The sequence below is a fragment of the Pseudomonas sp. Pse35 genome, assembly GCF_024519715.1.
Taxonomy (GTDB): Bacteria; Pseudomonadota; Gammaproteobacteria; order Pseudomonadales; family Pseudomonadaceae; genus Aquipseudomonas; species Aquipseudomonas paracarnis.
In genome coordinates this window covers 18,226-32,259 of the sequence record NZ_JALJRP010000017.1, presented here as the reverse complement: position 1 = coordinate 32,259, position 14,034 = coordinate 18,226, and the positions used below count along the sequence as shown (strand labels likewise).

The window sequence follows — 14,034 nt, the reverse complement described above, 5'->3', positions numbered from 1 at the left end:
GCGTGCTTGCTCGCTCCCACACTTTGGAATTGCGTTATCAAATGACGGTAGTAGATCAGCCAGCCAAGGCGCTAGCTCAATCAACTGCGCAACCATTGGCTGGAAAAAGCCCTATACCTGACTTGATCGTTCCCACGCTCCGCGTGGGAATGCATCCTGTGACGCTCCGCGTCACGGCTTTAAAAGCGGACGCAGAGCGTCCAACGCGGCATTCCCACGCAGAGCGTGGGAACGATCAGCCCGCCTGGTGCGCCGCGTCCTTTCTGCAAAATTGGCAAGCGGCCGTTCTCGTCTATCCTCAAACCCAACACTGCGACACCAAACCACACCCGCCCTTTTTACTTATCCCCCCCGATCAGGCTAAATACCCGCCTGATCGTTTAACCCTACGGATTATCCGCCATGGCCCGTCAACGCTTTGCAATTGCCTGGATCGCCTGCCTTGCAGTGCTGTTCAATGCGTTTGCCATGCCGTTGGCCAGTGCAATGCAGCAGACCGATGACCCGGTCAAGCGTCTGATGTGGGGCGGGTTCTGTTCGTCCAATGGCGCGAGCCTCAAGGCGATTGCCCTGGGCAAGCTGGAAATTCCCGCACCGCCGGACGATCACTCCGCCATGCAGCATTGCTGGTGTTGCTCGGGTTCTGCGCCGTTGGTGGCGTTGCCGGGGCATGTGCCGCAGTTGTATGTGACGCGCTTCGAGGCGGTGCAGAACTTGCCGCCGCGCTTATTGCGCAATCCAACCCCGCGCCAGCAATGGCCGAGCCTTAACCCCCGCGCTTCTCCAACGGTCTGATCTTCTTCGCAAGTGAACTGCGTTTAGAACCGTTCTGGAGAACTGCCATGCTTAAATCTTCCCTGCTTCTGGCTGCGTTGCTGCTGCCGGTGTTCAGTGCTGCCAATGCCGAAGACTACAAGGCCGGCGATTTGCTGGTGAGCGACCCCTGGTCTCAGGAGTTGCCACCGAATGCGCCTACCGTCGCCGCCTACTTTGTAATTCATAACACCGGGGCGGCCCCGGATCGCCTGCTCAGCGTTGAAACCAGCGTTGCCGAAAAAGCCGAGCTGCATGAGCACGTGATGCAAGGCGATTTGATGAAGATGCAACAAGTGCCCAGCGTCGCCGTACCGGCCAAGGGTGAACTGACCTTCGCGCCGATGGCCTATCACGTCATGCTGCTTGGCCTCAAAGACCGCAGCCTGTTGGCCGATGGCAAGCAATTCCCTCTGACCCTGACCTTCGAAAAAGCCGGCAAGGTCGAGGTGCAAGTGTCGGTACAGAGAATGCCACCGATGGCCGGCCACGAGCACATGCACGCCCAGTAAGCCAACCTCGATGGGCGCCCCTCGCGCCAGGTTGTCTCCCCACCGCCGTCTGATGCGCGGCAGTTGGATCAGCCTGTTCGCCATGCTGATGATTTTTATCGGTCCGCTGATTTCCCAAGCGATGCCGATGGATCATCACGCCAGCATGTCCATGACCATGGACATGCCCAACTGCCATGGTGAACCTGCGCAGCACAGCAAAGCCCCCGACGAGCATCATGTTCTCTGGGAAAAATGCGGCTATTGCAGCCTGCTGTTCAGTTGCCCGGCCCTGCCCGGCAGCGTCTCCTACGCAACCCTCGGCACCCCGCCGCCCGCCAACGCCCTCACCCCCGCCACGCGCCTGGGCCATGCCCGGCAGAGCATCTTCCCCGGAGCCCGCAGCCGCGCGCCGCCCATCGTTTCGTAAGCCCTTCACCGCGCTACTTCACCCCGGCCGACTTTAGACAGACAGCCGCAGGCTGCTGGCCGTGTTGTTTACGATTGATTGATGGAATTTGTCATGTCCAGGTTTTCTGCTGACACCCGTTTGGGAAGTACTGCCCTGCTCACCGCCTTATGCGGCGCACTATTGGCTGCCCACGCTCACGCCGACGAGCATGAGCTGAGTCCCACCGTCATCACCGCGATCGCCCCCAGCTCACCGCTGACCGTGGTCACCAACCCCAAAGACCCTCGCCAACCGGTGCCCGCCAGCGATGGCGGCGACTACCTCAAGACCATCCCCGGCTTCGCCCTGGTGCGCAACGGCGGCACCAACGGCGACCCGGTGCTGCGCGGCATGTTCGGCTCGCGTCTGAATATCCTCACCAACGGCGGCATGATGCTCGGCGCCTGCCCGGGCCGCATGGATGCGCCAACTTCGTATATTTCGCCGGAAACCTACGACAAGCTCACCGTGATCAAAGGCCCGCAAACCGTGCTCTGGGGCCCGGGCGCATCAGCGGGCACCATCCTGTTCGACCGTGAACCCGAGCAGTTCGGCGAGCTGGGCACGCGGGTCAACGCCAGCGTATTGGCCGGTTCCAACGGGCGTTTTGACAAGGTCATCGATGCCGCTGCAGGCGGCCCATTGGGCTATGTGCGCGTGATCGGCAACCAGGCCCACGCCGACGATTACAAGGACGGCAACAACGACACCGTCGCCTCGCGTTATGACAAGTGGAACGGTGACGTGGCTGTGGGCTTCACGCCCGACGCCGACACCCTGCTGGAACTCACCGCCGGGCGTGGCGATGGTGAAGCGCGCTACGCCGGCCGCGGCATGGACGGCTCGCAGTTCCTGCGCGAAAGCCTGGGGCTGCGTTTCGAGAAATCCAATATCGGCGAGGTGCTGGATAAGGTCGAGGCCCAGGTCTACTACAACTACGCCGACCATGTGATGGACAACTACAGCCTGCGTGTCCCTTCGGGCACCGGCATGATGGCGGGCCCCATGGCGTCCAACGTCGACCGCCGCACCCTTGGCGCACGCATCAAGGCGACCTGGCGCTGGGCGGATGTGCAATTGATCAGCGGCCTGGATGCACAGACCAATGAACACCGTGCGCGCAGCAGCATGGGCATCGACACGTATAAGGATCTGCCGCGCAACAAGGACGCCAATTTCCACAACTACGGTGTGTTCGGCGAACTGACCTGGTACGCCGCCGACAACGATCGCCTGATCACCGGCGCACGCCTGGACCGCGCCTCGGCCAAGGACTTCCGTCAACGCACCGGCTCGGGAATGATGTCGCGCCCGAACCCGACCGCCGGCGACACCCGCGCCGATACATTGCCCTCGGGCTTTGTGCGTTATGAGCACGACCTAGCGGACAGCCCCACCACGCTGTATGCCGGCCTGGGCCACGCGGAACGTTTCCCGGATTACTGGGAGCTGTTTTCCCCCAACACCGGCGCGGCCGGTTCGGTGAATGCCTTCGACGGCGTGAAGCCCGAGAAAACCACCCAGCTCGACTTCGGTGCCCAGTACAAGAGCGCCGACCTGGAAGCCTGGGTGTCGGGCTATGTCGGCCAGGTGCGCGACTTCATCCTGTTCGACTACAGGCCCGGCATGATGGGCACCACCTCCCAGGCGCGCAATGTGGACGCACGTATCATGGGCGGCGAAGTGGGCGCAGCGTACAAGCTGAGCCAACACTGGAAAGCCGACGCCAGCCTCGCCTATGCCTGGGGCAAGAACAGCAGCGACGGCAAGGCGCTGCCGCAAATGCCACCGCTGGACACGCGCCTGGGCCTGACCTACAGCGAAGACGATTGGAGCGCTGGTGCGTTGTGGAGGGTGGTCGCGGCGCAACACCGTATCGATCCAAACAAAGGCAACGTGGTCGGCAAGGACTACGACAAGAGTGGCGGCTTCGGCGTGTTCTCGCTGAACGCGGCATACCGCGTCAACAAGCACTTCAAGGTCAGCACCGGGGTCGACAACCTGTTCGGCAAGGCTTATGCCGAGCATCTGAATCTGGCCGGTAACGCAGGCTTCGGTTACCCAGCCAACGACCCGCAGGCCATCAAGGAGCCGGGCCGTACGCTCTGGACCAAGGTGGACATGAGCTTCTAAAAGCATCGCAGGCAAGCCTGCGCCCACAGGTGGAATACATTCCAATGTGGGAGCTGGCTTGCCTGCGATGACGGTGTAACAGACCAAGAAAAATCAAAAGCCTTATGCGGAGCACCCGATGACCACACAAAAAATTCCCTTCTACAACCTGGCCTGGCGCTGGCACTTTTACGCCGGCCTCTTCGTCGCCCCCTTCATGGTGCTGCTGGCCCTCACCGGCATCATCTACCTGTTCAAACCCCAGCTCGACCCGCTGATGTACGGCCACCTGCTCACCGTGCCCGCCGCCGAACACGCGCTGAGCGCCGACGAGCAACTGCAGCGCGTCCAGGCCGCCTACCCCCACGCCGCGATCAGCAAATACCTGCCCCCTGCCGACGCCACTCGCAGCGCGCAGTTCGTGATGCGCAACGATGCCCACGAGGTGACGGTGTTCATCGACCCCTATCGCGGCACCGTCCTCGGTGAGCAGGACGCAAACAACAACCTGCAAGCCATCGTCCGCGCCCTGCACGGCGAACTGATGATCGGCACCGTCGGCGATCGCCTGATCGAACTCGCCGCCGGCTGGGGCGTGATGCTGGTGGTGTCCGGCCTGTACCTGTGGTGGCCGCGGGGCAAGTCATCTGCAGGCATTCTGTGGCCTCGCTTCAATACCCGTGGTCGGGTGTTCTGGCGTGACCTGCACGCTGTCGCCGGCTTCTGGGGCGCGGCGTTCCTGCTGGTGATGCTGCTCAGCGGCATGACCTGGACCGGGTTCTGGGGCAAGCAATACGCCGACCTGTGGAACACCTTCCCAGCCGCGATGTGGAACAGCGTGCCGCAGTCCGACCAGCAGGCCCGTGTGCTCAACACCGCCACCCAGCAGACCGTGCCCTGGGCCCTGGAAAACACGCCGATGCCAATGTCCGGCGACCACGCCGAGCATATGAATCACGGCGCAATGCACGCAGGCCCGGCCGCACCCACGGTGCGTCTGCAACAGGTGGTCGACCTGGCCAACGCACGCAAGGTCGAGCCCGGCTACAGCATTACCTTCCCCACCACCGCCACTGGTGTATTCACCGTCGCGGTGTTCGCCGACGACCCGCGCAACGACGCCACCCTGCACGTGGACCAGTACACCGGCAAGGTCCTGGCCGATGTACGTTGGGATCATTACAACCTGGTCGCACGCGCCACCGAAACCGGCGTGATGCTGCACGAGGGCAAGATGTTCGGCTGGGTCAACCAACTGATCGTGCTGGTGATCTGCCTGATGATTCTGCTCAGCGCGGTCAGCGGCGTGGTGATCTGGTGGAAGCGCCGGCCACAAGGCGGGCTAGGTGTACCGCCGCTGCGCCATGACCTGCCCAAGTGGAAAACCGCGATGGCGATCATGCTCGGGCTGGCGATCATTTTTCCGTTGGTAGGGGCTTCGTTGGTCCTGGTGTGGGCGCTGGATCGCTTGTTGCTGTCACGCATCAGCGCAACCGCCTGAAGCATTGTCGCGCAACGCCCTCTTTTGAAGCCTGCCGTGCACTCAACGGTCTCCGTGGCGCCAACGTGGTGCGCCACGGAGCGGCTTTACCTCCCGAACCCGCCGGTAACCCGTGTCTGGCGTAGCAGGCACAGCCTTTGCAAAGCCCTGTGTATCTGCCCCACAACAATTATCGGTACACGGAGATCGCACCATGAAGCGTCGCAGCTTGATCAAGGCTTTCACTTTGTCGGCATCCATTGCCGCCATGGGTTTGACCTGGACCGTCCAGGCCGCCGAGACCATCAAGGTCGGCATCCTGCACTCGCTGTCCGGGACCATGGCGATCTCCGAAACCTCGCTCAAAGACATGGCGCTGATGACCATCGACGAGATCAACGCCAAGGGCGGGGTGAACGGCAAGATGCTCGAACCGGTGGTGGTGGACCCGGCGTCCAACTGGCCGCTGTTCGCCGAGAAAGGTCGGCAACTGTTGACCCAGGACAAGGTGGCCGTGGTGTTCGGCTGCTGGACCTCGGTGTCGCGTAAATCCGTACTGCCGGTGTTCGAAGAACTCAACGGCTTGCTGTTCTACCCGGTGCAGTACGAAGGCGAAGAGATGTCGCCCAACGTGTTCTATACCGGTGCGGCCCCGAACCAGCAGGCGATCCCGGCGGTGGAATACCTGATGAGCGAAGAAGGCGGCAGCGCCAAGCGTTTCTTCCTGCTCGGCACCGACTACGTGTACCCGCGCACCACCAACAAGATCCTGCGCTCGTTCCTGCATTCCAAAGGCGTGGCGGATAAAGACATCGAGGAGGTCTACACCCCGTTCGGCCACGCCGATTACCAGACCATCGTCGCCAACATCAAGAAGTTCTCCGCCGGTGGCAAGACCGCGGTGGTCTCCACCGTGAACGGCGACTCCAACGTGCCCTTCTACAAAGAACTGGCCAACCAGGGCTTGAAAGCCACCGAGGTACCCGTGGTGGCGTTCTCGGTGGGTGAAGAAGAACTGCGCGGCATCGACACCAAGCCGCTGGTGGGCAACCTCGCGGCCTGGAACTACTTCCAGTCGGTGGAAAACCCGGTGAACCAGAAGTTCGTCGCCGATTGGAAAGCCTACGCCAAGAAACACAACCTGCCGGGCGCCGACAAAGCCGTGACCAACGATCCGATGGAAGCCACCTATGTGGGCATCCATATGTGGGCGCAGGCGGCGGAAAAAGCCAAGTCCACCGACGTCGACAAAGTGCGTGAAGCCCTGGGCGGCCAGACCTTCGCCGCGCCGTCGGGCTTCACCCTGACCATGGACAAGACCAACCACCACCTGCACAAGCCGGTGATGATCGGTGAGATCCAGGCCGACGGGCAGTTCTCGGTGGTGTGGCAGACCGAAGCGCCGATTCGTGCGCAGCCGTGGAGCCCCTACATCCCGGGCAATGACAAAAAGCCGGACTATGCCGTGAAGAGCAACTAACGCCCCCACAGCTCGAATGTGGGACATGGTCACTGTGGGAGCTGGCTTGCCTGCGATGCAAACAACTCGGTGTGCCTGACACACCGCAGCGATGCCATCGCAGGCAAGCCAGCTCCCACACAGCCTGCTCCCACACTGTCCCCGCATGATCAGGACATTTTGCTATGCCCACTGCCCTCCACCGCCTCATCCTCGCCGTGCTGCTGGTGCTGCCCTTTGGCGCACACGCCAGCGACGCCGAAGACTTCCTTGCCGCCAACCCGGTGCAGCAAGCCAAACTCCTGCAGGACTGGGCCGCCCACCCCGACCCAACGCGTATCGAGTTGGTGGATGCCCTTGAGCAAGGCCAACTCACGCTCAACGGTGAAACCAAGACCGTGCGCCTGAACAACCGCCTGCGCGGTTTGATCAATAACGTGCAAGCCAGCCAGCAACTGCTCGTCGCCGACCCCAAGGTGCGCCTGGACGCAGCGCGCACCCTGCAAAAAAGCGCGGTGCCTGCACAACTTAAATTCCTCGACCAGCAGGTCGCCGCCGAGACGGATGAGCAGGTGCACAGCGCCCTCAGCCTGGCCCTGGCCAACCTGCAACTGGTCGACCCCGACCCGGTGGTGCGCCTGGCGGCCGTGCGCTTGCTCGGCAGCACCGGCGACCCGCTGGCCCGCACGCGCCTAGAGGCGCTGCTGGCGCCAGGCGTGGAAGCCGACGCCGCCGTACACACCGCCGCTGAGACCAGCCTGGCCCAGGTCAAACGCAAACTGATGATGGGTGAGATCCTCGGCCAGGCGTTCAGCGGCATGTCCCTGGGCTCGATCCTGCTGCTGGCGGCCCTGGGCCTGGCGATCACCTTCGGCCTGCTCGGCGTGATCAACATGGCCCACGGCGAGATGCTGATGCTCGGCGCCTACTCCACCTATGTGGTGCAATTGATGATGCAGCGCTATGTGCCCCAGGCCATCGAGTTCTACCCGTTGATCGCATTGCCGGTGGCGTTTTTTGTCACCGCGGCCATCGGCATGGCGCTGGAACGCACAGTCATTCGTCACTTGTATGGCCGCCCCCTGGAAACCCTACTCGCCACCTGGGGCATCAGCCTGATGCTGATCCAGCTGGTGCGCCTGGTGTTCGGTGCGCAGAACGTCGAAGTGTCGAACCCGGCCTGGCTGTCTGGCGGCATCCAGGTACTGCCCAATCTGGTGCTGCCGTACAACCGCATCGTGATCATCGCCTTTGCGCTGTTCGTGGTGGTGCTCACTTGGCTGCTGCTGAACAAGACGCGCCTGGGTCTGAACGTGCGCGCCGTCACCCAGAACCGCAACATGGCCGCCTGCTGCGGCGTGCCCACCGGGCGCGTGGACATGCTCGCCTTTGGCCTCGGCTCCGGTATCGCAGGTTTGGGCGGCGTGGCGCTGAGCCAGATCGGCAACGTCGGCCCGGACCTGGGCCAGAGCTACATCATCGACTCGTTCCTGGTGGTGGTGCTCGGCGGCGTCGGCCAGTTGGCCGGCAGTGTCATGGCCGCCTTTGGCTTAGGAATAGCCAACAAAATCCTCGAACCCCAGATCGGCGCCGTGCTCGGCAAGATCCTGATCCTCGCGCTGATCATTCTGTTTATCCAGAAACGCCCGCAAGGACTCTTCGCACTGAAAGGACGGGTGATCGACTGATGAACCAGCCATTGATGCTTACGGCCACGCAAAAGGCCGGCCCCAAAGTCACGATTGCAGTCGGTGCAGTCATCCTGCTCCTGCTGCTGGCCTTGCCCCTGTGTTCACTCTTGTCTGCCGACAACCCGCTGCATGTGTCGGCCTACACCTTGACCCTGGTGGGCAAAATTCTCTGTTACGCCATCGTCGCCCTGGCGCTGGACCTGGTGTGGGGTTACGCCGGGATGTTGTCCCTGGGCCACGGTTTGTTCTTCGCCCTGGGCGGCTACGCCATGGGCATGTACTTGATGCGCCAGGCGGCAGGCAGCGAGTTGCCGGCGTTCATGACCTTTTTGTCCTGGACCGAATTGCCCTGGTACTGGGCCGGCACCGACCACTTCCTGTGGGCGTTGTGCCTGGTGGTACTGGCCCCCGGTGTGCTGGCCTTGGTGTTCGGTTTCTTCGCCTTCCGCTCGCGGATCAAGGGCGTGTATTTCTCGATCATGACCCAGGCCCTGACGTTCGCGGGGATGCTGTTGTTCTTTCGCAACGAGACCGGGTTCGGCGGCAACAACGGCTTTACCAACTTCCGCAGCATCTTAGGTTTTGGCATCACTGAACCTGGCACCCGGGCGGTGTTGTTTTTCGCCACGGTGCTGTTGCTGGTGGCCAGCCTCTACATCGGCTGGCGCCTGGCGAAAAGCAAGTTCGGCCGCGTGCTCACCGCCCTGCGCGATGCCGAGAACCGCCTGATGTTCTGCGGCTACGACCCACGCGGTTTCAAGCTGTTCGTGTGGGTGTTGAGCGCAGTGTTGTGCGGCCTTGCCGGTGCGCTGTATGTGCCGCAGGTGGGCATCATCAACCCCAGCGAAATGTCACCGACCAACTCCATCGAAGCCGCTGTGTGGGTAGCGCTGGGCGGGCGTGGCACGTTGATCGGGCCGTTGCTCGGCGCTGGTGTGGTCAATGGCATGAAGAGCTGGTTTACCGTGGCCTTCCCCGAGTACTGGCTGTTCTTCCTGGGCGCGCTGTTCATCATCGTCACCCTGTACCTGCCCAAGGGCGTTATCGGCCTGCTGAAGAAATGAGGAACGTCATGCTTGAACCTATTTTCGACGCAGGCAGCGGCCGCGATGCGATTGGCATCGGCCAGGTCGCGGGCAAAGGGCTCAACACCCGGCACGGCACCATTCTGACCCTGGAAGATATCAGCGTCAGCTTCGATGGGTTCAAGGCCCTCAACGACCTGAACCTGTACATCGGCGTGGGCGAATTGCGCTGCATCATCGGCCCCAACGGCGCGGGCAAGACCACGCTGATGGACGTGATCACCGGCAAGACCCGGCCCAGCCACGGCAAGGCCTGGTTTGGCGAAACCCTGGACCTGACCCGCATGAGCGAAGTGCAGATCGCCCAGGCCGGCATCGGGCGCAAGTTCCAGAAGCCCACGGTGTTCGAAGCCCTCAGCGTGTTCGAAAACCTCGAGCTGGCGCAGAAGACCGACAAGTCGGTGTGGGCCAGCCTGCGTGCGCGCCTGAACGGGGAACAGAAGCACCGCATCGAGGAAGTGCTCGACACCATCCGCCTCACCGCCTCCGTGCATCGCCCCGCCGGTTTGCTGTCCCACGGCCAGAAGCAGTTTCTGGAAATCGGCATGTTGCTGATGCAAGACCCGCAACTGTTGCTGCTGGATGAACCGGTAGCAGGCATGACCGATGCCGAAACCGAATTCACCGCCGAGCTGTTCAAGCGCCTGGCCGGCAAGCACTCGTTGATGGTGGTGGAACATGACATGGGGTTTGTCGGCTCGATTGCCGACCACGTGACGGTGTTGCACCAGGGCAGCGTGCTGGCCGAAGGGTCGCTGGAACAGGTGCAGGAAAACGAGCGGGTGATCGAGGTTTACCTCGGCCGCTAACGCTGACACGAACGGCTGATCGTTCCCACGCTCCGCGTGGGAATGCCAAGTTGGACGCTCCGCGTCCCGCTGAGCAACGGTGACGCAGAGCGTCACGGGAAGCATTCCCACGCAGAGCGTGGGAACGATCATTGAGGAGAATCGAACATGCTGCAAATCGACAAGCTGCACCAGTACTACGGCGGTAGCCACATCCTGCGTGGGCTGTCTTTTGACGTGAAGATCGGCGAAGTCACCTGCCTGCTCGGGCGTAACGGCGTGGGCAAGACCACCCTGCTCAAGTGCCTGATGGGCCTGCTGCCGGCCAAGGAGGGCGCAGTGAACTGGGAAGGCAAGGCCATCACCAGCTTCAAGCCGCACCAGCGCGTACATGCCGGCATCGCCTACGTGCCCCAGGGCCGGGAGATATTCGAGCGGCTGACCGTAGAAGAAAACCTGCTGATGGGACTGTCGCGTTTCCCCGGTTCCGAAGCCAAAGAGGTGCCGGCCTTCATCTACGAACTGTTCCCGGTGTTGCTGCAAATGAAGCATCGACGCGGCGGCGACTTGTCCGGCGGGCAGCAGCAGCAGTTGGCGATTGGCCGTGCCCTGGCGAGCCGCCCGCGCCTGTTGATTCTCGATGAGCCCACCGAAGGCATCCAGCCGTCGGTGATCAAGGAAATCGGCGCGGTGATCAAGAAGCTCGCGGAGCGCGGCGATATGGCGATCCTGTTGGTGGAGCAGTTCTATGACTTTGCCGCTGAACTGGCTGACCAGTACCTGGTGATGTCCCGTGGGGAAATCGTGCAGCAGGGCCGTGGTGAAAATATGGAACGCGAAGGTGTGCGTGGGCTGGTAACCATCTAATCTGTAGCCTCCTAACGATAAGCACACGCCATGAACCTGCCCGTTACCCCTGCCCTGTTCACGCCCAGCTGGCACGCCGAGCTGGAACTCGGCTACGCGCGTGTCAATGACACCACGCGCCCGGTGCTGCGCCGCCACCTTGGCCCGCTGCGGGTGCAAAAACACCTGTACGCCGAAGGCCCCGAGGTATGCCAGCACATCATCGTGCATCCGCCCGGCGGGATTGCCGGTGGCGATCGCCTGGACATCAGCGCCCATGTGGGCACGGGTGCCTGGGCACAACTGACCAGCCCCGGCGCCGCCAAGTGGTACCGCGCCAGCGGCCCGGCGTTTCAACACGTCAAGTTGACCGTCGAGGCCGGCGCGACGCTGGAATGGCTGCCCCAGGAAACCATCGTATTCAGCGCCGCCCAGGCCGAACTGACCACGCGAGTGGAGCTGTCGGGCGATGCGCGGTTGTTCTACTGGGATGTGGTCGCTCTGGGCCGCCCGGCCAGTGGCGAACGGTTCGACCTTGGCCACTTTCAATCGCACCTGGACATTCGCCGCGACGGCCAGTTGCTCTGGCATGAGCGCCAGCGCATTGTGGGCGCCGATGGATTGCTGGATTCGCCTATCGGGCTGGATGGGCAACCGGTGTTTGCCACGTTGCTGGTGACAGGCGAGATCGACCCTGAACTGCTTGAGCAATGCCGCTCACTGCCCCATGCGGTGCGCGGGGATTTGACCCAATTGCCTGGCTTACTGGTGGCGCGTTGTTTGGCCAGTGAAGCGCTGCTGGCGCGGGGGTGGTTGATTGATTTATGGCGGCTTTTACGCCCGGCGCTGTTTGGGCGTGAAGCAGTCGCACCAAGAATCTGGAGCACATGAAGATGCGCCCTTTTGTAGGAGCGAGCTTGCTCGCGAAAATCGTTAACGATAACGCGGGCATCCTGAATGCACGCGGCGCCCTCGGGTTTTTCGCGAGCAAGCTCGCTCCTACAGGGGTAAGCGCTCGTCTTTTTAACTGCCTTACTACGGACTGAACCATGGACCTGACCCCACGGGAAAAAGACAAACTGCTGATCTTCACCGCAGGCCTGGTCGCCGAACGGCGCCTGGCACGCGGAGTGAAGCTCAACTACCCGGAGACCATCGCCTATATCTCCGCCGCCCTGATGGAAGGCGCCCGCGATGGCCGCACGGTGGCCGACCTGATGCACTACGGCACCACCCTGCTCAGCCGCGAACAGGTTATGGAAGGTATCCCGGAAATGATCCCGGATATCCAGGTGGAAGCCACGTTCCCCGACGGCACCAAGCTGGTCACCGTCCACCAGCCCATTGCCTGAGGCGCAGCCATGATTCGTGATGCAACCGAACACGACCTGCCGGCGATCCGCGCCATCTACAACGACGCGGTGTTGAACACCACGGCGATCTGGAACGAGCAACCGGTGGACCTGGCCAACCGCCAGGCCTGGTTCAGTGCGCGCCAGGCCCAGCAGTACCCGATCCTGGTCACGGTGGACAACGACGAAGTCACCGGCTACGCCTCATTCGGCGACTGGCGCCCCTTCGAAGGCTTCCGCTACAGCGTCGAACACTCGGTATACGTGCGCAATGACCAGCGCGGCAAAGGCCTCGGCCCGCGCCTGATGCAGGCCCTGATCGAGCGCGCCCGCAGCTGCGGCAAGCACGTCATGGTCGCCGCCATCGAAAGCGGCAACCTGGCCTCGATCCGCCTGCATGAGCGCCTGGGTTTCGTGACTACCGGGCAAATGCCGCAAGTGGGCATCAAGTTCGGCCGCTGGCTGGACCTGACCTTTATGCAACTGACGTTGAATCCGGGCGCCGAACCGCCCCAGGAGTGAGATCGATGAGCGCTGCACAACTGCGTCGAGTCAATGCTGAAAGCTTTGCCCATTACCGCCGGGGCTTGATCGAGCTGTTGCTGGACGCGGTGCAGCACGGCGCTTCGGTGGGCTTCATGGCCGACTTCGATGAGGCCCAGGCCCGGGACTACCTGACCGGCGTGCAAGCCGGCGTCGAGGACACCAGCCTGCTGCTGTGGGTAGTGGTGCGCGACGAGCAGGTGATCGCCAGCGTGCAATTGGCGTTGTGCCAGAAAGCCAACGGCCTGAACCGCGCCGAGGTGCAAAAGTTGCTGGTGCACAGCAGCGCCCGTCGCCATGGCCTGGGCCAGCAATTGATGAATACCCTGGAACTCGCCGCGCGCCAGCACAAGCGTGGCCTGCTGTACCTGGACACCGAGGCCGGCTCCGGCGCCGAAGCCTTTTATCAGTCGCTGCGCTACACCAAGCTCGGTGAGCTGCCCGACTACTGCCAAAGCCCGGACGGGCGTTACAGCCCGACCGCCATCTACTACAAGACCCTGGGGCAACCTGCATGATTCCTGGTGAATATCAGATCCAGCCTGGCGAGATCGAACTGAATGTCGGCCGCCGCACCCTCATCCTCGGCGTAGCCAACAGCGGCGACCGGCCGATCCAGGTGGGCTCGCATTACCACTTTTTCGAGACCAATGACGCGCTGGAATTCGACCGCGCGGCCAGCCGTGGCATGCGCCTTAATATTCCGGCGGGCACGGCGGTGCGGTTTGAGCCGGGGCAACGTCGGGAGGTGGAGTTGGTGGAGTTGAGTGGTGCAAGGCGGGTATTTGGGTTTGCAGGGCGAGTCATGGGCGACCTTTAGGGCCTCATCGCAGGCGAGCCAGCTCCCACAGTTGGAATGCAATTAGATCGTTCCCACGCTCCGCGTGGGAACGCCGCCAGGGACGCTCTGCGTCCGCTCTTTA

The 14,034-nt window shown here is 62.5% G+C and carries 15 protein-coding genes; all 15 read left to right on the top strand.

What is annotated here, in order from left to right:
- Nucleotides 1-402: 402 nt before the first annotated feature.
- The 15 genes from OC445_RS15750 to OC445_RS15680 all read left to right on the top strand — a co-directional run bounded on the left by OC445_RS15750 (nt 403) and on the right by OC445_RS15680 (nt 13,931).
- Nucleotides 403-795 carry a DUF2946 domain-containing protein gene (locus OC445_RS15750; RefSeq protein WP_034126406.1) on the top strand — a complete coding sequence of 131 codons (393 nt, stop codon included), beginning with the start codon at nt 403-405 and terminating at the stop codon, nt 793-795.
- Between the two features lie 47 nt (nt 796-842).
- On the top strand, nt 843-1,325 hold the full coding sequence (locus OC445_RS15745) for a copper chaperone PCu(A)C (protein ID WP_105225586.1): 483 nt from the start codon (nt 843-845) through the stop codon (nt 1,323-1,325).
- Nucleotides 1,326-1,335: 10 nt separating this feature from the next.
- The gene (locus OC445_RS15740; protein ID WP_127880437.1) at nt 1,336-1,734 is read left to right on the top strand and encodes a DUF2946 domain-containing protein; all 399 of its coding nucleotides are present in this window, start codon (nt 1,336-1,338) and stop codon (nt 1,732-1,734) included.
- Nucleotides 1,735-1,827: 93 nt separating this feature from the next.
- The gene (locus OC445_RS15735) at nt 1,828-3,888 is read left to right on the top strand and encodes a TonB-dependent copper receptor (RefSeq protein WP_054896386.1); all 2,061 of its coding nucleotides are present in this window, start codon (nt 1,828-1,830) and stop codon (nt 3,886-3,888) included.
- Between the two features lie 118 nt (nt 3,889-4,006).
- On the top strand, nt 4,007-5,368 hold the full coding sequence (locus OC445_RS15730; RefSeq protein ID WP_205548046.1) for a PepSY-associated TM helix domain-containing protein: 1,362 nt from the start codon (nt 4,007-4,009) through the stop codon (nt 5,366-5,368).
- A 193-nt stretch (nt 5,369-5,561) separates the two neighbouring features.
- Nucleotides 5,562-6,827, top strand: a complete 1,266-nt coding sequence (gene urtA, locus OC445_RS15725) for an urea ABC transporter substrate-binding protein (RefSeq protein WP_003188149.1) — start codon at nt 5,562-5,564, stop codon at nt 6,825-6,827.
- A 164-nt stretch (nt 6,828-6,991) separates the two neighbouring features.
- Nucleotides 6,992-8,494, top strand: coding sequence for an urea ABC transporter permease subunit UrtB (gene urtB, locus OC445_RS15720; RefSeq protein ID WP_262020211.1), 1,503 nt, complete (start codon nt 6,992-6,994; stop codon nt 8,492-8,494).
- Nucleotides 8,494-9,561 carry an urea ABC transporter permease subunit UrtC gene (urtC, locus tag OC445_RS15715; RefSeq protein WP_034126400.1) on the top strand — a complete coding sequence of 356 codons (1,068 nt, stop codon included), beginning with the start codon at nt 8,494-8,496 and terminating at the stop codon, nt 9,559-9,561. The genes urtB and urtC overlap by 1 nt, the downstream gene beginning before the upstream one ends.
- Nucleotides 9,558-10,391, top strand: a complete 834-nt coding sequence (gene urtD, locus OC445_RS15710) for an urea ABC transporter ATP-binding protein UrtD (protein WP_161975077.1) — start codon at nt 9,558-9,560, stop codon at nt 10,389-10,391. Before urtC ends, urtD begins: the two co-directional genes overlap by 4 nt.
- A 147-nt stretch (nt 10,392-10,538) precedes the next feature.
- A complete protein-coding gene (gene urtE / locus OC445_RS15705; RefSeq protein ID WP_198791515.1) occupies nt 10,539-11,237 on the top strand; it encodes an urea ABC transporter ATP-binding subunit UrtE in 699 nt (232 codons plus the stop codon).
- A gap of 30 nt (nt 11,238-11,267) precedes the next feature.
- Nucleotides 11,268-12,107 carry an urease accessory protein UreD gene (locus OC445_RS15700; protein ID WP_054896382.1) on the top strand — a complete coding sequence of 280 codons (840 nt, stop codon included), beginning with the start codon at nt 11,268-11,270 and terminating at the stop codon, nt 12,105-12,107.
- Nucleotides 12,108-12,265: 158 nt separating this feature from the next.
- Nucleotides 12,266-12,568 carry an urease subunit gamma gene (ureA, locus tag OC445_RS15695; RefSeq protein ID WP_003171437.1) on the top strand — a complete coding sequence of 101 codons (303 nt, stop codon included), beginning with the start codon at nt 12,266-12,268 and terminating at the stop codon, nt 12,566-12,568.
- Between the two features lie 9 nt (nt 12,569-12,577).
- Entirely contained in the window at nt 12,578-13,090 is a 513-nt protein-coding gene (locus OC445_RS15690; protein WP_054896381.1) for a GNAT family N-acetyltransferase, read from the top strand.
- A 5-nt stretch (nt 13,091-13,095) separates the two neighbouring features.
- Entirely contained in the window at nt 13,096-13,629 is a 534-nt protein-coding gene (locus OC445_RS15685; RefSeq protein WP_054896380.1) for a GNAT family N-acetyltransferase, read from the top strand.
- The gene (locus OC445_RS15680) at nt 13,626-13,931 is read left to right on the top strand and encodes an urease subunit beta (protein ID WP_054896379.1); all 306 of its coding nucleotides are present in this window, start codon (nt 13,626-13,628) and stop codon (nt 13,929-13,931) included. Before OC445_RS15685 ends, OC445_RS15680 begins: the two co-directional genes overlap by 4 nt.
- Nucleotides 13,932-14,034 lie beyond the last annotated feature (103 nt).